This is a genomic window from Enterococcus sp. DIV1096b (assembly GCF_050498765.1).
GTDB classification, from domain to species: domain Bacteria; phylum Bacillota; class Bacilli; order Lactobacillales; family Enterococcaceae; genus Enterococcus_D; species Enterococcus_D entomosocium.
Map to the genome: position 1 here is coordinate 1,703,631 of NZ_JBMHEK010000001.1, position 18,235 is coordinate 1,721,865.

Below are 18,235 nucleotides of genomic sequence, written 5' to 3' on the forward strand. Positions count from 1 at the left end.
ATCAGTTCGTCAGGTTTTGATCAAAACCAAGGATGCCGGCTGAAACAAGAGAAAGGAAACTGTATGAAGAGTAGAAAAAAGAAGTCATATTTAACATTATTCAGTGCTGGGATTTTAGCAAGCCAACTTTTTGTTTCTCCCGTATTACTGGCGAACGAAAGCCCTCAGCCTGATAACTATTCAGAAAATACAAATGTCGAACAGCAACTTGATGACCAAGATTCATCGGCAGCAGAAGACCAAGAAAGTCAAGAAGACGTCAGCAAAGAGCAAACGGAGGACTCGACCGAGTTATCCTCCGAATCAAATGAACCGCTTATGGATTCAGAAACAGCAGATACCGTTGTAGAATCTCTTGATTCGTCTGAAGAATCAGACTCAACACAAACGACCGAACTAGAGGAATTAGAGTCCACGAAACCTTCCGAGGAAGAGGAAAAAATAGATGCTGAAACGGACGATCTAGAAGTAGAAACAGAGAACAAGCCAAAAGAGACCGACTTGATTGATGAGTCATTGGCACCAAAAGAAAATGAAATTTCAACTGAGAGCAACGAAAATACTGAAAATGCAAAAAAAGAGGAGCCGAAAACACCTCCGATTATTGCACCTGAGCAAGTAATAAACCCTGTCGTTCAATCACCAGATGCTACTTCTCACTTGAAAAATTCTTTTTATGATGGACGTACCATTGATTTACCAGAGAGTTTTCGGGCAGCAAAGATCGCAGATTCGAATCTGTTAGATTTCACCTTGCCGATATTAGCTGATTATGATGCGCAATGGCAAGCGGCATTCGTCTACGAGATCATCGGGCAAATTGGTGAACTAGAAGAACCATTGACGATGGACGAATGGATCAATGAACGGATCAAAGCGGTTATAAAAGGAGAAGCTAGCTGGATAGAAAAAGAACAGCAGGTTGAACAATTACAACCGGGGGATCTTTTATATGACGCAAATAAGTTAATCGGTATCTACCTCGCAGATGGTTACCAAGCAAGTTTAGTGACAAATCAAGAAGAGCCAACGAAAACTGCCATCGAAGTTCAGCGGGTTTCTATCGAAGAGCTGCTATCGATCAGACGGCTATCAAATCCTGAATTGGCTACATATGGCGAAAAGCTAGTTACTGAATATCCAGCCCCTTACGAATTTACAGTGAATCAAAAGACCCAGACGTTTATTGAAACATTGGCACAAGAAGCCCAAAGCTTAGGGCAAGAATACGATGTCTTTGCTTCTGTATTGATCGCGCAAGCGATCCTTGAAAGCGGCAGTGGCGACAGCGGGCTTTCCAGCAGTCCCCATTATAACCTTTTTGGGATCAAAGGCAGTTATCAAGGAAACAGCGTGACTTTACCAACAATGGAAGATAAAGGCAACGGAGAACTATTCCAAATTCAAGCCGACTTTCGTTCCTATTCAAGTTATCGAGATTCCATGGCTGATTATGTCAAATTGATTCGCGGAGGAATCTCTGGAAATCCAACCTTTTATCAAGACGTGTGGCGCTCTGAATCAAAAAACTATCTTCGGGCAGCAGATGCTTTGACGGGCACTTATGCGACCGATGTTAATTATAGTAAAAAAATCAATTCACTGATTGCGGTCTATGGATTGACGCAATATGACCAAGTGATCGCAACAGAAACAGGCTTGTTTATCCAAGAAAAAGAACAAATTCCAGAAGAGTATCGCTCCCTCATGACATTTCGAGAATACAACGGTCGTGACTACAATCTTTCTGGTTCGTATCCTGTTGGACAATGTACTTGGTATGTGTTCAATCGCGTGAGTCAATTAGGCGGTCAAGTAGATGACTACATGGGAAATGGTGGTCAATGGGGCAATACCGGACGACGTTTAGGTTACAACGTCAGTCAAACGCCTAAAGCAGGCAGTATGATCTCTTTTGCACCTGGAACAGCTGGATCTGATCCTCGTTATGGGCATGTCGCTTTTGTTGAAGCCGTTGGTCCAAATGGTATTTTGGTTTCAGAAGGAAACGTCTATGGTGGAACGACAATCTCTTATCGTGTAATCAGCAATGAATTGGCGCACTCATCAAGTGTTTCATATATTATGCCAAAATAGGGATGGAGGGCTGGCAATATGAGTAAAAGGCATAGACAAATAGGTCTTCCTATCAGCGGTATCTTTTTGATGGTCCTTTTGCTTATTGCGTTTCTTCAGCCGTATCGACTGGCGTTAGTCAGAGGAACGTCCATGCTGCCGACGATCGAGGATCGACAAGTTGTGCTGATCCATAAAAAGCGCCAGCCAAATCGCTATCAGCTGATCGCTTTCGAACAGGAAGGGAAATTTTTGATCAAGAGAGTGATTGGTGTGCCGGGGGATTCCTTCGTTCGTACACAGGAGCGTTTGTTGATTGGGGCGGAGGATACTGACTTTGATTTTTCATTTATGATCACTGTGAAGGATGAAGCCGTTGAGGCGTTGCCGATTCGGGGGTACCTCAAAGAAGATGAGTACTTTGTCGTTGGCGATGCACTGCTCACTTCAAGTGATAGTAGAGAATTTGGAATCATTTCAAGTAAAACCTTTTATGGTGTGGTGACCACGTTCTTCTGACACATCAGCTTCTTGAAAGGAAGTTTGCGATGATTCATTTCTTGCAACATATCAACGAGACTAAGTTTGTATCAAAAGGGATGAATAAAACGAATTTTAGTTTTGATGGAAGGAAGAGACTGTGATTTTTATCTATATTGGGATGATACTGCTTGCCATTGGAGCAGGTAGTATCATCGGTTGGCGATTGTATCGAGAATATTTATTAAGAAAAGTTGAAAAGCAGCTGTCGTCAGATGCTTTAGCCAAAAGGAAACTGCGTTTATTTAAGCACAACCTGCGCAGTGGGCACCTGCTAATTGTATTGGGCTGCAGTAGTGCCATAATCGTAAGTGTCTTGCTACTAACAGTTTTTCAGCTGACAGGCGGCATTCATTTGCAAAGGCTGCAAGAAGAAACTAGTCAATTGAAAGAGGAAGTCTTCGCGCTAAGAACTGAGCAAACGGAATGGATGCGTATGCCGATTTTTGCTTATCCTGAGAACGGCTTTGCTTTTGAAGCGATTGATTGGGAGCATTTACTCGTATCCAATGATCGTGAAGCACAGTTTGCAGCTGAATATGAGTTGGCCTATCAGTTATCACCATATCTAGGTCGCACCGTAGCGATGATTTTTGTTGATCAGCCCTTGCAAGAAATCTCGATTGTTCTATCTAGCAAATTACCATCAATTGATGACTTAAACGGATGGGAAGAAAATTTTTCTAGTCTACTACATGATATGCAGAACGTTCCCTTGATCACCCAAGGAACCTTCTCTGTTCAATTTTCCAAGGATTCTGATCAGTCCTTTGAGCAGACGATCATTCGTGATGAGAATGGAGTTTGGACCCTTTTAGAACGCAGCTTTCCAAACACTGACGCTCAAGAAGTAGCTAATAACGAGGGGAGCGAAAGCATATCCTCTACTCCTCAAACGGATCAAAGTGAAACGATCAATACAAATGAACAAAAAGGTAGTGTGAAAAATTAATGATGAAAAAGAAAAACAAAGGTTTGTTTTCTGTCCAAAAGCTAATGGATGAAGTAAATCAATTATCCATAGGAGAGCTGAATGAATTTGAGGAGACAAATCAAGAAGAGGGAATCATTGAGGATCAAGGGTCCGCAAAGGCTACGCCTGAAAAAAAAGAGAAAGGAACCAATCGACAAGCGGACAATGAACCCCCTAAAACCCAGAAAGAAACAGCGAAACCTGTCGCACAGACTTTAGCAAAACCGATTTCTCACCAAAGAGTATCTGTTGATCAACAGACAGATCAAAGTGTCAAAAAGATAGCAGTGCAGCAAAAATCCTCTGGGAACCGTGATAACCACGCCAAAGATAGTCAACTCGTTGAAGACAAAGGAGAACGTATGGAGAAAGAATTGAGTATAAACCAGACACATAAGCAAGAGTCAGAAGAACAAGAAAAGGATCATATGATTGAAAATTTATCTTTTGAAATTAAAGAATTGATTTTAGAAAATGAGCAACTACAGGAAGAAAAAAAACAGTTAAAAAAACAGCAGAAGGTAGTGGCTCAACAAGAAGCAGAGGCAAAAGAATTAAAAGCTTCGCTAGTAGAAGCGAATAAGAAAGTCAAAGACCTAGAAGAACAGCTTACAAAAGTAGATACAGAAAAACTTGAAGCAAAGATCCAGCAATTAGAAGCTAAGTTAGCTGTTCAGCAAGAAAAAGAGCAAAAAGAGAAACAAAATTACGAAAAGGAACGCGCTGAATGGACGTTGAAGCGGCAAGAAATCCAGCAGTTGCAAGAAGTAATTGCTGATTTGAAACAGCAATTGGCAGAAAAAGAAGAGCTTGCAGCAAAAGTTTCAGCTAGCGAATCAAATGAAGAAGTCGCAGAGCTTCAGGCGAAGATCGAAGCACTACGGGAAGAAAATGCAACCCTACAAATCGAAAACGAGCAGTTCCAAACAGAAATCAGTGAGGTTTTAGTCTTTGCTAGAAGAAAAGCAAATCGCACGATTCAAGAAGCGAAGATCGAATCTGAACGAATGATCCGTACGACAGAAATGCGAATCGATGGCATTCATGATCGTGCCAAGGAGATTCTTTTTGAAGTGAACGAGACAAAAGAAAATGTGATTCATTTGTTTGACGATCTGCATAATCAAGTTTATCAGCTTTCAGATAAAAAATTGCTTTTTGAAGAGCTTGAAAAGTAAGCTTCTACATTTATATGGTCGTTATTAAAAAAAACAGTAGATCAAAATCTGATCTACTGTCAGATTGTAGACAAACCTTGTGTAAAAATGAGGTTTGTCTTTTTTATATGTATGTTTTAAAAAATAAAAGAGAAATAGGTTTGGTTTTCTTTAGAAAAAATACTCCTTTCTTGCTCGGAACTTTTTGATTTTTACTAGCTTTTTCATATTTAGACAAGTGAAAGTAAGCCCAATTTTCATGTGCATTTTTTCAATTCCTATTTGATTGGTATAACGTAATCCATGAAATTCTTTTGCTGTACCAAATATTCGTTCAATGGTTTCTTTTCTTTTTTTATAGAGATCTTTAAAACTACTTTTGTGGCGAATTTCCTCACATATTTCCATGGCTTTCGCCCAAACATGTCTGGTAATTATTTTTGTATGATTTTTTGAATTTGTACAGGTAGATAGAAGCGGACAAGTTTTACAATCTTCTGGATTACTTTTGTATTCTAAATAACCCTTTCGATTGGTTGTAGAATAAGAAATGATTTTATTATTAGGACAGATATAACAATCATAATACTCATCGTAAACATAATCGTACTTCTTAAAATAACCCTTTTTCGTCATCGGACGCTTATAGGGGAAAATGGGTGTCAACTTTTGTTCAAGGAGTAACTGGGCAATTGCGGGCGTTTTATAACCGGCATCCATAATCAACTTATCTAAGGGAAAAGCTCTTTTGAGCTTTTCAAATAAAGAAACAAACGTACGACTATCATGTAAATTTCCAGGGTGTGTCGTATAACCTAATATCCATCCGTTTTTATCGCACGCAACTTGCGAGCTATAGGCAAAGACTTCTTTGTGTTCACCTTTATGGAACCAACCACTTTCAGGATCGGTCGTACTTCTTTTTTTCATCGCCGTTTTATTTTCTGCGCTTGCTTCTTTTAAGGGCTTTTTTAGGCGCTTTTCTCGATCCTTATTGATTTCTTTTGTCAGTTTTTCCGTATAAAAGAACGCTTGATCCATCACTTCAGCTGACTCTTTCTTGTTTCGATTCGCATGTGCTTTGATATGTGTCCCATCAATAAAAACCTCTGAGGTATCGACAATCCCTTCAGACATGCACTGAGTCAAAATCTCATAAAAGATTTGCTCGAATAGAGTGGTTCCTTTGAAACGCCTTGTATAGTTTTTACCAAATGTAGAGAAATGAGGAACGGCATCTTCTAACCCTAATCCCAAAAACCAGCGATAAGCATTGTTTACTTCAATTTCCTTGATCGTTTGCCTCATACTTTTTATACCAAAGAGATATTGAATCATCGGTAATTTAATTAAAAGAACGGGATCTAAGCTTGGTCTTCCTTGGACTTCGTCATATTTGTCTTTTACTAAATCGTAAATAAAGGAAAAATCAATCAACTGATCAATTTGTCGTAATAAATGATCTTGAGGAACTAAGTCTTCGAGAGCAAAAAAAACCATTTGTGCGCGCTTACTCATATCTTGTTTTGAGAGCATCGGGTTACACCTCCAATTTATAGTTCTATTTTAACGTATAAAAAAAGACAAAGCACTATAAATAAGTACTTTGTCTACAGTCTGACAGTAGATCAAAATCTGATCTACTGTTTTTCACTATTCTCAGTTATTCGGAGTTACCATCATTTGGTTCTGGTGGATCCGGCGGTGAGGAAGGATTTTCTTCACTGCTGGAAGGCGTTGTTGAGCCAGGATCCTGACTAGAAGCAGGAGGTGTAACGACCGAAGATGAATCATCCTCATCAGGTGTTGTCACTGGGGGTGTCACTTCGCTTGATGATTCTGTTGTACTTGATGGTGTTGCTTCACTACTTTCTGTAGAAGGTGTCGTCGGTTCAACGTACGAACTACTGCTGGACGAACTTGGTGCTGAATAGCTTGGCTGCGTGTATGTCCCTTCAAGATAAAGCTCTCTTCCGATCCGTGTCAGTCCATCTGGCATTGTCCAGTCCGTGTTTTCTACAGAAGCAGAAACATAGCGCATCAATTCACGATAGACATCTGAAGCCACATGGGTACTGCTATCAGTGATCGGTGTCATTTTGTCGTTGTATCCGGTCCATACCGCCAATGAATAGGAGGGAGTATAGCCGGCAAAAGTAATATCCGGATAAGCACCGTTTGATGTATCCAGTTGTGCTAGCTGGTCATCGGTGTAATTGGAAGTTCCCGTTTTCCCTGCTTGGTATAACCCATCGATTTGCGCATTGGTTCCAGTACCGACAGAAATAACATCTTTCAAAATATCGGTCACCATATAAGCCGTCGTATCATCCATTGCTTCTTGACCATCAACTTTAAAGGATTCTTCATCTTCGGTCCCATCTTGCATGACGATTTTGTTGACGTACTGAGGTTCATAATAGGTTCCACCGTTTGAAAACGCAGCATAAGCAGCGGCCATTTTCAGGCTGGAGATCCCATATTTTGTGCCATCTAATTTATCCGTATTGCTAGAAATCGCATTAGATTGAGTAATCGTGTGGTATTCGATACCCAACCCGCTAAGAAAGTCGGCGATATTATCCGCTCCAACTTCATCAAACAATTTCACTGCTGGTACATTTCTGGATTCTGCTAAAGCAGTTCGAAGCGTGATATTGCCCATATATTGGCGATCCCAGTTGTACACAGGAATATCGGTTCCTTTATAAGTATAAGGTTCATCTAAAATCATTCTACCGGTAGAGTCTTGTAGAAATTGGAAGGCAGGGCCGTAGTCTGTGATCGGTTTAACGGTCGATCCAAAGTCCCGAGCGACGTTGACAGCCAGGTTGTTTGCTAGAACGTCATCAACGTTGCGGGCACCAATTTGAGCCGTGACTTTGCCCGTATTGACATCAACTAAAGTAGCGGCAACCTGCATCTTATCGTCTGGATAATTAACATAATCATCGCTGTTGACGATGTCATATAACCGTTTTTGCGCATCGATATCGACATTGGTGTAAATATCTAAGCCATCGGTATAAACATCTTTGCCGGTTTTTTCTTTAACTTCTGCGATCACTTCGTTGAAGTAATTATCAAAGTATTTCCACTCTTGGTTTTCTCGAGGGTTTTCTTGCAATCCTTCTTGAATATCTTCGGCAACGGCCGCATCATATTCCGCTTGCGTGATTTTCTCGTTTTCAAGCATTGCGCCTAAAACCACATCTCGACGACTTTTCGCATTATCAGGATGAGCGAAAGGATCAAACGCAGAAGGGGCATTTGGTAAACCAGCAATCAAAGCGGTTTGCGCTAGGTCTAGTTCAGCCAAAGGTTTGCCGTAAAACTTCATAGCAGCTGTTTGCATTCCATAAACCCCGTTGGACATATATACCTTATTAATATAGTAAGTCAAAATTTCCTGCTTTGATTTGGTTTGTTCAAGCCGAACCGCCATCCAAGCTTCTTGTGCTTTTCTTCGTAACGTTTGATCTTCGGCGCTGGTAGAAAAGAAGGACAGCTTGATCAATTGCTGAGTCAACGTACTTCCGCCTTGCATACCGCCGGTTGTGGCATTGGATAATGCAGAACCAACGATTCGGATCGGATCGACCCCGATATGCTGATAGAACCGACGATCTTCGACAGAGACGATCGCATCTTCCAGCAGTTGGGGAATCTCACTTGCGGTGATTTTTTCTCTCGTTTCACTTCCGAATTCAGTGATCAATTCACCGTTGGAGGCATAAAAGCGCGAAGAAACAGTCGAATCCAAACGTGTTTCATCAAGTGCTGGTGCATCTTTGGCGTACCACCAAAACAGCCCCATTCCTGATAAAATCCCGATACAGCCTAAGAAAAATAGGCCCATAAACACTTTTAAAATAATACTCCCAATACTTCGTTTGCCTTTGGCTTTAGGGGGCTTTGGTGCTTTTTTAGCAGTGCCTTTCTTAGAATCATGCCGAGAGGTCCTCGATTGTGATTCATTTGCCATACTCATCATTCTCCTTCATCGTTAAAAATTGATCAACTGCTTTTAAATAGGGAATACGCGGCGCAATAGTGGGGATGATTTCGATCCCATTGGTTTCGATATAGGCCAACGTCATTGATTTTTTTCCAGTTTCCTTTTGCAGGTGCCACTGAGAAACTAAGCACTTGCTATCTAGAAAAAAGCAGCGTTGTAGACTAGAAAACCATAAAAGAACAAAACATAATCCCGCTTGTTCCAAACAGTCTTCCATATGCTTGATTTGGTGTGGATGAAAATTTTTAAAGGGAAATGACGTTTTGTTTTGAGTCTCTTTCGCTTCAAAGTCGATATATTGCCCTTGATAAACCCCATTGTAATCGGTGGTAGAGGCCTCTCGAAAGTAGGCTTCTTTAATTACGGCGGCGCTTCTTCTCGGATAATCTACCTTGACGATTTGAACTGGTGTCGGTTTCTTATGAATGACCGCAAGTTTGCGATTTAAATAATAAAGGTTGCTTTCATTGATCGCTTCTTCAAAACGCATCCCACGATTGGCATACGTTTTTGGCTTTATTAGTTTTTCTTGCATTTTTTGTTTTTTGCCGTCATCATAGGTAGTAGATTGTCCATTCGGGTAACGAATAACCATGTTGTTCACACTCCTAGGCAACATTATACCAAAAAGTCGTTTGGAAAGAAAAGAGATGACCAGAGAAACAATGAAAACCTTATACTTTACTGGCTATCGTAATTATGAATTAGGTGTCTTTCAAGCAAAAGATCCCAAGATTGCAGTTATTAAGGAAGTAATAATGTCGGCATTGACCAATTATGTCGAAGAAGGGCTAGAATGGCTCTTGATCAGCGGGAATCTTGGAGCAGAGCTGTGGTGTGCCGAAGCCATTGAACAATTAAAACAAACATACCCGGAACTGAAACTAGGAATTATTTTTCCTTTTGAAGGGTTTGGTGAAAATTGGAACGAAACGAATCAACAGGCACTGCAAACAGCGAAGTCATTTGCCGATTATGTCAATGCCACCAGCCATAAGCCTTACCAAGACCCCAGTCAATTAAGAAATCACACAGCGTTTTTACTGGAGCATACTGAAGGTGCACTTGTGTTATATGATGACGAATTTCCAGGAAAACCTAATTATTTCTTAAGAGATGCGAAAGCCTATAGTGAGCAAAATCCCTACTTTATTCATCAAATAACAATGGATGATTTACAAAACGCAACATTTGATAGTAATTTACTTTGATTTTCGTATATTTTTTGATAGAATGGTCTAGAAAGTGAAAACCATTTGGAATAAACAATGAGGTGTAAATAATGGCAAATTTAATTTATAGTCCAAAAGATATTCTGCAACAAGAATTCAAAACAAAAATGCGTGGATATGATCCAGTGGAAGTGGACGAGTTTTTAGATAATATCATTAAAGACTACGAAAGCTACAATAAAGAGATCTTAGCCCTGCAAGAAGAAAACGATCGTCTGACAGCGAAAATCGATCAATTGTCGAAAAACCAAGCAATCGCTTCTCGTGTTCAACAAGAAGCACCGAAAAGCCAAACAGTCACAAATTTTGATATTTTAAAACGTTTGTCTAATCTTGAAAAAGAAGTGTTTGGCAAAAAGCTTGATCGTGAATCAGAACCTGTCACTCGTTCTTCTTCATACAACAGCAACTATACAAATGCTGATTTTGAAGACGACAACGAAAAAACCCGTCAATTCTAATGTAGAAAAGATAGTTGTGATTTTCGGGTAATTGCGGCATAACTCGATTATGCTGAGGAAAGTCCATGCTCGCACAAGCTGAGACGCTTGTAGTGTTCGTGCCTAGCGAAACCATAAGCTAGGGTACTTGAGAAAGTAACGGCAGGAAAAATGGCTAAGGTGCAAGCTATGCCAAAGTATCCTTGAAAGTGCCACAGTGACGAAGCAAGCCGGGAAACCGTCTTGGTGGAACGCGGTAAACCCCTCGAGCGAGCAACCCAAACAATGGTAGGGGCACTTTTTGCACGGAAATGAACGGAGCAAGAAGGCAAGTAATTGCAGATAGATAATTACCCAGTGTTTTCTTCTCCCTGAGGAAAATACGGACAAAACATGGCTTATAGAAAATCACAACCTATCAGGGAATCCTTCCAGCAACGGAAGGTTTTTTTATACCAAGAAGGAGAGCGTTATGACTGAAAAAACATTTAATTGTATTGCCACCGCTGCGAGCGGTTTAGAAGCACTAGTGGGCAAAGAATTACGGGATTTAGGGATCGAGTGTGAGGTTGAAAACGGCCGAGCGCGCTTTAAAGGGACAATGGAGACCATTGCTACCGCGAACTTGTGGCTCCGTACAGCCGACCGTATCAAAATCGTCGTTGGGGAATTTGACGTATTGACTTTCGATCAGCTGTTTGAAGAAGTTAAAGCGTTACCGTGGGAAGACTTTTTACCGTTAGACGCTGAATTTCCAGTAGCCGGAAAATCAATCAAATCAAAATTGTATAGTGTACCTGACTGCCAAGCGATTACCAAAAAAGCAATCGTCAATCGCTTAAGAGAAGTATATCATCGTCCGGCAAGTGTGCCGCTGACTGAAACTGGCGCTTTTTTCCAATTAGAAGTCGCTTTATTGAAAGACCATGCGATGATCACATTGGATACGACTGGCCCTAGTTTGTTTAAACGCGGCTATCGTTTAGAAAAAGGGGGCGCACCTCTGAAAGAAAACATGGCTGCGGCTTTAGTGATGCTGACAAATTGGTACAAAGACAAGCCTTTTGTCGATCCCGTTTGTGGATCAGGCACATTGTGTATTGAAGCAGCTTTGATCGGCCATAATATTGCCCCTGGATTTAATCGGGAATTTGTTTGCGAAACGTGGGATTGGTTCCCAGCAGAAGTATTTGAAAAAGTACGGAAAGAAGCAGATGAAGCAGCAGATTATGATGTCGAATTAGATATTACCGGTTCGGATATCAATGGTCGAATGATTGAGATCGCCCGCCGGAATGCGGAAGAAATCGGTCTAGGAGACTCGATCACCTTCAAACAACAAGCTGTTAAAGACTTTAAAACAGAAAAAGAGTATGGTGTCGTTGTGGCTAACCCTCCTTATGGCGAACGCTTAGGAGAAGAAGAGTCTGTTCAGCGACTGTATCAAGAAATGGGCCAAGTGTTTCGACCGCTTAAAACCTGGAGTAAATACTTTTTGACCAGTGACTTGACTTTTGAGACCCATTACGGCGAAAAAGCGACAAAAAAACGCAAATTATACAACGGTGCGATTCGTACCGATCTCTTCCAATACTGGGGACAACGTCCGCCACGCAAAAAGGAGTTTGCTGAATGAAAGAACAAGAATTTCTGAAAGAATTAAAAGAAATCGATCTATTACAACAAGCAATGGGGATCTTAGGCTGGGACAATCAAACCGGGATGCCAGAAAAAGCCAGTGATTACCGGGCGGAAGTTGACAGCTATTTATATGGCCTCTATTTTGACAAAAAAATTGGAGAGCCGATCCAAGAAGCAATCAGCTATTTTGGGAAACACCCAGAAGAATTATCAGAAGTTGGGAAAGCGGCTTATCAGCTAGTCAAAGAAGAGTATGAATTGCAAAAAGATGTACCAAATGAGTTGGCGATGGCGGCTTCCGCAGCAACGTCAAAAGCACATACTGCTTGGCTCAAAGCCCGTAAAGAAAAAGATTTTTCTTTATTTAAAGACGCACTTTCTGAAAATATTCGCTTGACGAAAGAATTGATTCCTTATTGGAAGAAGAATGAGCTGACAAACTATGATGTGTTGTTAAACCAATACGAACCAAATATGACGGTTGAGATCTTGGATAATGTTTTCTCACAAGTGAGAGACGGTATCATGGATATTCGTCGTCAATTGGCTGAAAAAGGAACAGCACCAGATACTTCGATCCTGTCACGTAAGATGACCGAAGCGCAGCAACGTAAATTTATCTCAAAAGTGATTGCCGACTTAGGCTATGACTTTTCTCGCGGCCGCTTGGATAATACGGTCCACCCATTTGCTACGGGGATCAATCACAACGATGTGCGTTTGACTACTCGTTGGAGCGAAAACGATTTTTCAATGGGACTATTCGGTGTAATTCATGAAGCCGGACATGGAATGTACGAGCAAAATATTGACGAAAAATACGAAGGAACACCGGTTCATGAAGGGGCGTCTATGGGGATCCACGAATCTCAATCGCTTTTTAATGAAATCATTATCGGCAGTAATCGCAATTTCTGGGCCAAGCAATACCCATTTTTCCAAGAATGTGCGGAAGGCTCGTTTGATGATGTGTCTTTTGACACCTTTTATGATTCTTTGAAGCATTCTAAAGCCAGCTTGATCCGTATTGAAGCTGACAGTTTGACTTACGTGATCCATATCATTATTCGTTACGAGATCGAAAAAATGATCTTTAACGAAACAGTATCGATCGATGAACTGCCGAAAATCTGGAATGACAAATACGAGGAATATTTAGGGATTCGTCCAGAGAATGACCTTGAAGGAATCTTACAAGATGTTCATTGGTCAGGTTCCAGCTTTGGTTACTTCCCATCCTATGCGTTAGGGTATATGTATGCCGCGCAATTACTGCATGCGATGGAAAAAGAAATCAATGTCGATGAAGTGTTGGCTTCAGATGATTATTCACCGATTCGTAAATGGCTGACTGAAAATATCCATCAATATGGCGCATCCAAGAAACCAAATGAATTGATTTTAGATGCAACGGATGAATTATTGAATCCTCAATATCTATTAGACTATTTACGTAAGATCTATTTTAGTGTCTATAAAATCAGCGAGACGCAAGATTTCGCTTAAAAATAACGAGTGGAAAGAAGCTTCGCAAGACGTTGCCGCCCTAACTGTTTCGTGGGGTGCTCGTTTTGTTGAACTTCTTTTCCTTTTGTATCGATAACCACTGAAAAAAGGAAGGCTTGCTGCTTTCGTATCGAAAGAAGGAGAAAGATGAAGGAAGAAAACAATGTTACCGATCTTAGCAAAGTAATTGCCTATGCCGAAAGTATTTTGGGGAATGATTACACAGGACATGGGTTTGATCATGTCAAACGGGTGGCGGGCTTAAGTCAAGCTATCATCGATGCCGACGAATTGGCGGTTGATCGTTTTGTCGTACAGGCGGCAGCTTACTTGCATGATACGGTGGATGACAAAGTTGTGGCGGATGTCACAGCGGCTTATGCCGAAGTGCGAGTTTGTTTGACCGCAGCAGGGGCAAGTGAAGCACAAACGAAAGAAATTTTTTCTATTATCGAAAATCTGTCTTTTTCAAAAGAACTTTTGCAAGGCGCACAAGTTGTCTCAGTAGAAGGCCGCGTCGTTCGTGATGCAGATCGTCTCGATGCTTTAGGTGCGATCGGTATTTTACGGACGAGCTATTTTGGTGGCAGTCATCAACACCCGATCCATGTCAGTGACTTAGCCCCAAAGACGTTTCAAAATCATGAGGATTACCGAAAAGGGACGACGGTGATCAATCATTTTTATGAAAAACTATTTTTGCTTCCTGAAAAGATGACCACGGATTATGGCAAAAAAGAAGCTCAGCGACGTGTGGTTTTCATGAAGGATTTTTTAGAAGAATTCTATGCAGAATGGGATGTCTAACTTTGTTTAGAGTTTTTTAAACTGAAATTCGATTATTTCCTTTTTCCTTTATTGTTCTTTATAATAGTAAGTACAAAGGAGGGATGGAAATGTACTACCAACAGGCATTACAACCGAGTGAACTATTGCCAGCGATTTCCAATTCAGGGGAATGCTTTTTTGTCATTCGGGCTGAGCTACCCATCCGGCAATATCAAATCGCAGTCTATCTTTACGACGATCAATTCTTTTTGTTGCAAGATGATCGCTTGTTTGATCAAATCGAACAAATCTCTAGTGAGACATTAGGGGACGAGGAAGAGATTTTACCATTTATCGAAGAAGCGTTGGAAGAAAACCATTATTTATTAGTGGAAAAAGCGTTTATTCGTTTAGATCTATCTACTTTACAAAAGATGACCGATCTTACTAGTTTCGATATCTTGTTTTATGAATTTTTTGATTCATGGGGGGAAGAAGAATGAAACGGACTGAATACGTAACACTCCAAGACAAAACATTGATTGACCTATTCCAGCAGTTAGGAGAGGATGTTTCGAATCTCGAGCTGATCGATGAAGAAAAGAATATCGATGTGGTGGTTGTGTCGAATAGTGACTGGCAATATTTATTGGAACAAGTCAATGATGATGTAAAAGAATCTTTTGCTGATACGTCAGAGACAGACCTGGATGAAGAACTAGCCGACGAATAAACGCTTTTTGTGGTTGATAAACTGTTTTACTACGGGAGTGGTGGTTGGATCTTTTGAAGGGGTTTAGCAATCTAGGCAGCTTACCAAAAAAAATACGAAGCGATCTCATTTCCCATTAAGAGGAACAGGATCATTTCGTATTTCTAGGTAGGTTGCTTTTATTTTGTCCGCAGACGAACGTTTTTGACTTTTAGATAGCCGCGAATCAAGTTGAGAATAAGTAAAAGAATGCCCACAATCAATGGAATCGCTAATAAGTAGGGCGAGTAAAGGTGGGTTTCTTGCACGTGTTCAAGAGAAGTTTTCTCCACTTCATTGATGGCTTGTTGAATGACTTGTAAACTAAATCCAGTCAGAAAACCAGCAATGATGAATAGGGCAAATCCTAAGTAGGGTATATCGGAAGACCGGCGAAAAAGAGCAAAAGCTACATATAAAACCAAAAGGAATGCCGGTACGCCAAAGGCAAAATAGGGATTTAACATGGTTTTTTAACCTCCTTTTCTTTTATGATACTCCAAAATTTACGTTTTGGGAAATAGCGTGTAAGATAAAAAGAAAACGTGAAGGAGTTCTTTATGTCCGCTTATATTACCCCAATAAAGGTTGCTCTGCTGGTTTTTCCATTTCTAGCATTGGCGATATCAATGATTTTTTTTGTTATCCAATATCGAAAATACGGTCGTTTTATCTTTTCTCGTGCACTGGTTCTTTATTCGTTTGTCTTCTATTTATTATGCGCCTATTTTTTAGTTATTTTGCCATTGCCCTCGATTGAAGAGGTAGCTCATATGACTGGTCCTAAGATGGAATTGCAGCTAGGAGCATCCTGGCACCATTTTGTCCAACAGACGGTCTTAAATATCCACGACCCGCAAACCTATCTTCCTGCCATGAAGCAGGGGGTCTTTCTCGAACCACTCTTTAATTTATTGTTGACCTTGCCTTTCGGCGTTTACTTACGTTATTACTTCAAGTGTTCTTTTCTGAAAACGCTGGCGATTACGTTTTGTCTGACGTTGTTTTTTGAATTGACTCAGCTGACAGGACTTTATTTTATTTATCCCCGTCCTTATCGCTTATTTGATGTTAATGATCTCTTTGTCAATACACTAGGAGGATTGTTGGGGTGGAGCATTGCCCCGCTATTTACGTTCTTATTGCCATCAAGAGAAGAGATGGATGCCGATTCATACGCCAAAGGTACTCGGGTAACCGTAACACGAAGGATATTTGCTTGGTTGATCGATTGGGGAATACTGAATGTGGTCAGTTTCATTGTGGTGATCGCTGTTCGTTTGCTTACTCAACAGACGGTAAGGGACTTTAGTGGGGACTATTGGTACTTTGCTCTTGAAGTATTACTGTACTTTGTGTTGTTTGCTTATCTTGCCAAAGGACAAACGATTGGAAAAAAACTCGTACGAATCAAAATCATGCAAGAAGCCCGTCAGAGGGTCAGCTTGGCTGCGTTATTGAAACGTTATGGTTTGTTTTATCTGATTTATGCCAGCATCAGTCGGGTCAACATCTTTTTTGCACCGTTTCTTGATTCGGATAATACGCTGCTTCTGGTCGTCAGTTTATTGATGGTGATCATTTTTGGCTTGATCCAGTTTGGCTTTTACATGAATCTCTTTTGGGCTGCAATAAAAAAAGAAAGCCGCTTTTTCTATGAACGCCGCAGTGCAACGTATACAATTAGCACGATTGATCCAAAACCCGTGACAAAAGAAAGTTAGGAAATCAAGGCAACATATGCTATAATCCAAAGGATGCTAAAAGAAAGAAGGTGTTTGAATGTCTTTTGAGTCATTTAAATTTCAACCATTTATTTATGAAGCACTTGCTGATAAAAAGTTCTCTAATCCAACAGAAGTGCAAGAAAAATTGATACCTGTTATCCAAAAAGGCCGTAGTGTTGTTGGACAATCTCAGACTGGGAGTGGTAAGACCCATACATTTTTACTGCCATTGATGGATAAAATTGATGCCGAAAAAGATGAAGTGCAAGTCGTGATTACTGCACCGAGTCGTGAATTAGCCACACAAATTTATCAAGCCGCAAAACAGATCGGCGGGTTTCATGATCCGGAGATTCGTGTGTCAAATTTTGTTGGAGGAACGGATAAACAGCGCCAATTGAGCCGTCTGCAAAATCAACAGCCCCATGTCGTGATTGGGACACCTGGTCGTATCTTGGATATGATCAACGAACAAGCCTTAGGGGTTCACACTGCCAATGTATTTGTCGTGGATGAAGCAGACATGACCTTGGATATGGGCTTTTTGGAAGAAGTCGATCAAATTGCGGGGCGTTTGCCTGAGAAACTACAAATGCTGGTTTTCTCCGCAACGATTCCAGAGAAATTGCGCCCATTCTTGAAAAAATACATGGCCAATCCATTGATCGAAGAAATCAAATCGAAAGCAGTCATCTCTGATACGATCGAGAATTGGTTGATTTCTACCAAAGGGAAAAATACCAATAAATTGATCTATCAATTATTGACTACAGGCCATCCCTATCTTGCCATCGTTTTTGCCAACACGAAGAGCCGTGTGGATGAAATTACGGATTACTTAAAGGAACAAGGCTTAAAAGTAGCGAAGATCCACGGCGACATCAGTCCTCGTGAAAGAAAACGGATCATGCGCCAAGTGCAAAATTTGGACTACCAATATGTTGTCGCAACAGATTTAGCTGCGCGAGGAATTGATATTGAAGGGGTTTCTCATGTCATCAATGCCGAGATTCCAGCTGATTTGGATTTCTTTATCCACCGTGTTGGTCGGACCGGTCGAAATCAAATGGATGGGACCGCGATCACTTTATATGATCCAAGCGATGAAGGGGCAATCCAAGCCATCGAAGATCTAGGGGTTGTTTTCCAACCGAAGGAAATCAAAAATGGCGAGATCGTTGCGACTTACGATCGGAATCGTCGGCAAAAGCGGGAAAAATCTCGTGACGAATTAGACCCAACCTTGATTGGCTTAGTCAAGAAAAAGAAGAAAAAAATCAAGCCTGGCTACAAGAAAAAAATTCAATGGGCCGTTGATAAGAAGAACAAAGAAAAACGGAAGATCGAACGTCGTCAAACGACTCGAACCGCCCGCAAAAACAAGAAAAATTCGAATAGCTAATGCT

17 protein-coding genes and 1 other RNA gene are annotated in these 18,235 nt (G+C 40.8%); 14 read left to right on the top strand and 4 right to left on the bottom strand.

Annotation, left to right across the window (positions count from 1 at the left end):
• Positions 1–63 precede the first annotated feature (63 nt).
• The 4 genes from IGJ17_RS08105 to IGJ17_RS08120 all read left to right on the top strand — a co-directional run bounded on the left by IGJ17_RS08105 (position 64) and on the right by IGJ17_RS08120 (position 4,767).
• The gene (locus IGJ17_RS08105; RefSeq protein ID WP_429961232.1) at positions 64–2,097 is read left to right on the top strand and encodes a glucosaminidase domain-containing protein; all 2,034 of its coding nucleotides are present in this window, start codon (positions 64–66) and stop codon (positions 2,095–2,097) included.
• A gap of 18 nt (positions 2,098–2,115) precedes the next feature.
• Positions 2,116–2,595 carry a signal peptidase I gene (gene lepB, locus IGJ17_RS08110; RefSeq protein WP_015509748.1) on the top strand — a complete coding sequence of 160 codons (480 nt, stop codon included), beginning with the start codon at positions 2,116–2,118 and terminating at the stop codon, positions 2,593–2,595.
• Between the two features lie 121 nt (positions 2,596–2,716).
• Positions 2,717–3,568 (top strand): hypothetical protein, encoded by an 852-nt coding sequence (locus tag IGJ17_RS08115; RefSeq protein ID WP_429961233.1) that lies wholly within the window; start codon positions 2,717–2,719, stop codon positions 3,566–3,568.
• Positions 3,568–4,767, top strand: a complete 1,200-nt coding sequence (locus IGJ17_RS08120; RefSeq protein ID WP_420658132.1) for a hypothetical protein — start codon at positions 3,568–3,570, stop codon at positions 4,765–4,767. The genes IGJ17_RS08115 and IGJ17_RS08120 overlap by 1 nt, the downstream gene beginning before the upstream one ends.
• A gap of 150 nt (positions 4,768–4,917) precedes the next feature.
• Here the strand turns inward: IGJ17_RS08120 and IGJ17_RS08125 are convergent, their stop codons facing one another.
• From IGJ17_RS08125 to recU, 3 genes are all read right to left on the bottom strand, one after another.
• Positions 4,918–6,282 (bottom strand): IS1182 family transposase, encoded by a 1,365-nt coding sequence (locus tag IGJ17_RS08125; RefSeq protein ID WP_429961234.1) that lies wholly within the window; start codon positions 6,280–6,282, stop codon positions 4,918–4,920.
• Positions 6,283–6,409: 127 nt separating this feature from the next.
• Complete coding sequence (locus IGJ17_RS08130; protein ID WP_034872636.1) at positions 6,410–8,731, bottom strand: PBP1A family penicillin-binding protein; 2,322 nt, start codon at positions 8,729–8,731, stop codon at positions 6,410–6,412.
• Positions 8,721–9,359, bottom strand: a complete 639-nt coding sequence (gene recU, locus IGJ17_RS08135) for a Holliday junction resolvase RecU (protein ID WP_008379833.1) — start codon at positions 9,357–9,359, stop codon at positions 8,721–8,723. Before recU ends, IGJ17_RS08130 begins: the two co-directional genes overlap by 11 nt.
• 70 nt (positions 9,360–9,429) lie before the next feature.
• Here recU and IGJ17_RS08140 point away from each other — a divergent pair, with 70 nt between their 5' ends.
• The 8 genes from IGJ17_RS08140 to IGJ17_RS08175 all read left to right on the top strand — a co-directional run bounded on the left by IGJ17_RS08140 (position 9,430) and on the right by IGJ17_RS08175 (position 15,084).
• Positions 9,430–9,975 (top strand): DUF1273 domain-containing protein, encoded by a 546-nt coding sequence (locus tag IGJ17_RS08140; protein WP_429961627.1) that lies wholly within the window; start codon positions 9,430–9,432, stop codon positions 9,973–9,975.
• A 71-nt stretch (positions 9,976–10,046) separates the two neighbouring features.
• On the top strand, positions 10,047–10,457 hold the full coding sequence (gpsB, locus tag IGJ17_RS08145; RefSeq protein WP_005226142.1) for a cell division regulator GpsB: 411 nt from the start codon (positions 10,047–10,049) through the stop codon (positions 10,455–10,457).
• A 19-nt stretch (positions 10,458–10,476) separates the two neighbouring features.
• Positions 10,477–10,842: RNase P RNA component class B (rnpB, locus tag IGJ17_RS08150), an RNA gene on the top strand.
• A 66-nt stretch (positions 10,843–10,908) separates the two neighbouring features.
• Complete coding sequence (locus tag IGJ17_RS08155; protein ID WP_005236030.1) at positions 10,909–12,072, top strand: THUMP domain-containing class I SAM-dependent RNA methyltransferase; 1,164 nt, start codon at positions 10,909–10,911, stop codon at positions 12,070–12,072.
• Complete coding sequence (locus IGJ17_RS08160) at positions 12,069–13,583, top strand: carboxypeptidase M32 (RefSeq protein ID WP_005236028.1); 1,515 nt, start codon at positions 12,069–12,071, stop codon at positions 13,581–13,583. The genes IGJ17_RS08155 and IGJ17_RS08160 overlap by 4 nt, the downstream gene beginning before the upstream one ends.
• Positions 13,584–13,730: 147 nt before the next feature.
• Positions 13,731–14,390, top strand: a complete 660-nt coding sequence (locus IGJ17_RS08165; protein ID WP_016620164.1) for an HD domain-containing protein — start codon at positions 13,731–13,733, stop codon at positions 14,388–14,390.
• 83 nt (positions 14,391–14,473) lie between these two features.
• Complete coding sequence (locus IGJ17_RS08170) at positions 14,474–14,854, top strand: hypothetical protein (RefSeq protein WP_005236023.1); 381 nt, start codon at positions 14,474–14,476, stop codon at positions 14,852–14,854.
• The gene (locus IGJ17_RS08175) at positions 14,851–15,084 is read left to right on the top strand and encodes a hypothetical protein (protein ID WP_005236021.1); all 234 of its coding nucleotides are present in this window, start codon (positions 14,851–14,853) and stop codon (positions 15,082–15,084) included. Before IGJ17_RS08170 ends, IGJ17_RS08175 begins: the two co-directional genes overlap by 4 nt.
• Positions 15,085–15,242: 158 nt before the next feature.
• Here the strand turns inward: IGJ17_RS08175 and IGJ17_RS08180 are convergent, their stop codons facing one another.
• Entirely contained in the window at positions 15,243–15,569 is a 327-nt protein-coding gene (locus IGJ17_RS08180; protein ID WP_005236019.1) for a hypothetical protein, read from the bottom strand.
• Positions 15,570–15,662: 93 nt separating this feature from the next.
• On the opposite strand from IGJ17_RS08180, the gene IGJ17_RS08185 reads away from it, so the two are divergent.
• Together IGJ17_RS08185 and IGJ17_RS08190 are read left to right on the top strand one after the other, a co-directional pair.
• The gene (locus IGJ17_RS08185) at positions 15,663–16,826 is read left to right on the top strand and encodes a VanZ family protein (RefSeq protein WP_034878571.1); all 1,164 of its coding nucleotides are present in this window, start codon (positions 15,663–15,665) and stop codon (positions 16,824–16,826) included.
• A 58-nt stretch (positions 16,827–16,884) separates the two neighbouring features.
• The gene (locus IGJ17_RS08190) at positions 16,885–18,231 is read left to right on the top strand and encodes a DEAD/DEAH box helicase (RefSeq protein ID WP_005236016.1); all 1,347 of its coding nucleotides are present in this window, start codon (positions 16,885–16,887) and stop codon (positions 18,229–18,231) included.
• The last annotated feature ends 4 nt before the right edge of the window (positions 18,232–18,235 follow it).

Excerpts from the sequence above, each read along its gene's own strand:
- IGJ17_RS08105 (WP_429961232.1), top strand. The coding sequence starts at position 64 with ATGAAGAGTAGAAAAAAGAAGTCATATTTAACATTATTCAGTGCTGGG.
- lepB (WP_015509748.1), top strand. The coding sequence starts at position 2,116 with ATGAGTAAAAGGCATAGACAAATAGGTCTTCCTATCAGCGGTATCTTT.
- IGJ17_RS08120 (WP_420658132.1), top strand. The coding sequence starts at position 3,568 with ATGATGAAAAAGAAAAACAAAGGTTTGTTTTCTGTCCAAAAGCTAATG.
- IGJ17_RS08125 (WP_429961234.1), bottom strand. The coding sequence starts at position 6,282 with ATGCTCTCAAAACAAGATATGAGTAAGCGCGCACAAATGGTTTTTTTT.
- IGJ17_RS08130 (WP_034872636.1), bottom strand. The coding sequence starts at position 8,731 with ATGGCAAATGAATCACAATCGAGGACCTCTCGGCATGATTCTAAGAAA.
- recU (WP_008379833.1), bottom strand. The coding sequence starts at position 9,359 with ATGGTTATTCGTTACCCGAATGGACAATCTACTACCTATGATGACGGC.
- IGJ17_RS08140 (WP_429961627.1), top strand. The coding sequence starts at position 9,430 with ATGAAAACCTTATACTTTACTGGCTATCGTAATTATGAATTAGGTGTC.
- gpsB (WP_005226142.1), top strand. The coding sequence starts at position 10,047 with ATGGCAAATTTAATTTATAGTCCAAAAGATATTCTGCAACAAGAATTC.
- IGJ17_RS08155 (WP_005236030.1), top strand. The coding sequence starts at position 10,909 with ATGACTGAAAAAACATTTAATTGTATTGCCACCGCTGCGAGCGGTTTA.
- IGJ17_RS08160 (WP_005236028.1), top strand. The coding sequence starts at position 12,069 with ATGAAAGAACAAGAATTTCTGAAAGAATTAAAAGAAATCGATCTATTA.
- IGJ17_RS08165 (WP_016620164.1), top strand. The coding sequence starts at position 13,731 with ATGAAGGAAGAAAACAATGTTACCGATCTTAGCAAAGTAATTGCCTAT.
- IGJ17_RS08170 (WP_005236023.1), top strand. The coding sequence starts at position 14,474 with ATGGAAATGTACTACCAACAGGCATTACAACCGAGTGAACTATTGCCA.
- IGJ17_RS08175 (WP_005236021.1), top strand. The coding sequence starts at position 14,851 with ATGAAACGGACTGAATACGTAACACTCCAAGACAAAACATTGATTGAC.
- IGJ17_RS08180 (WP_005236019.1), bottom strand. The coding sequence starts at position 15,569 with ATGTTAAATCCCTATTTTGCCTTTGGCGTACCGGCATTCCTTTTGGTT.
- IGJ17_RS08185 (WP_034878571.1), top strand. The coding sequence starts at position 15,663 with ATGTCCGCTTATATTACCCCAATAAAGGTTGCTCTGCTGGTTTTTCCA.
- IGJ17_RS08190 (WP_005236016.1), top strand. The coding sequence starts at position 16,885 with ATGTCTTTTGAGTCATTTAAATTTCAACCATTTATTTATGAAGCACTT.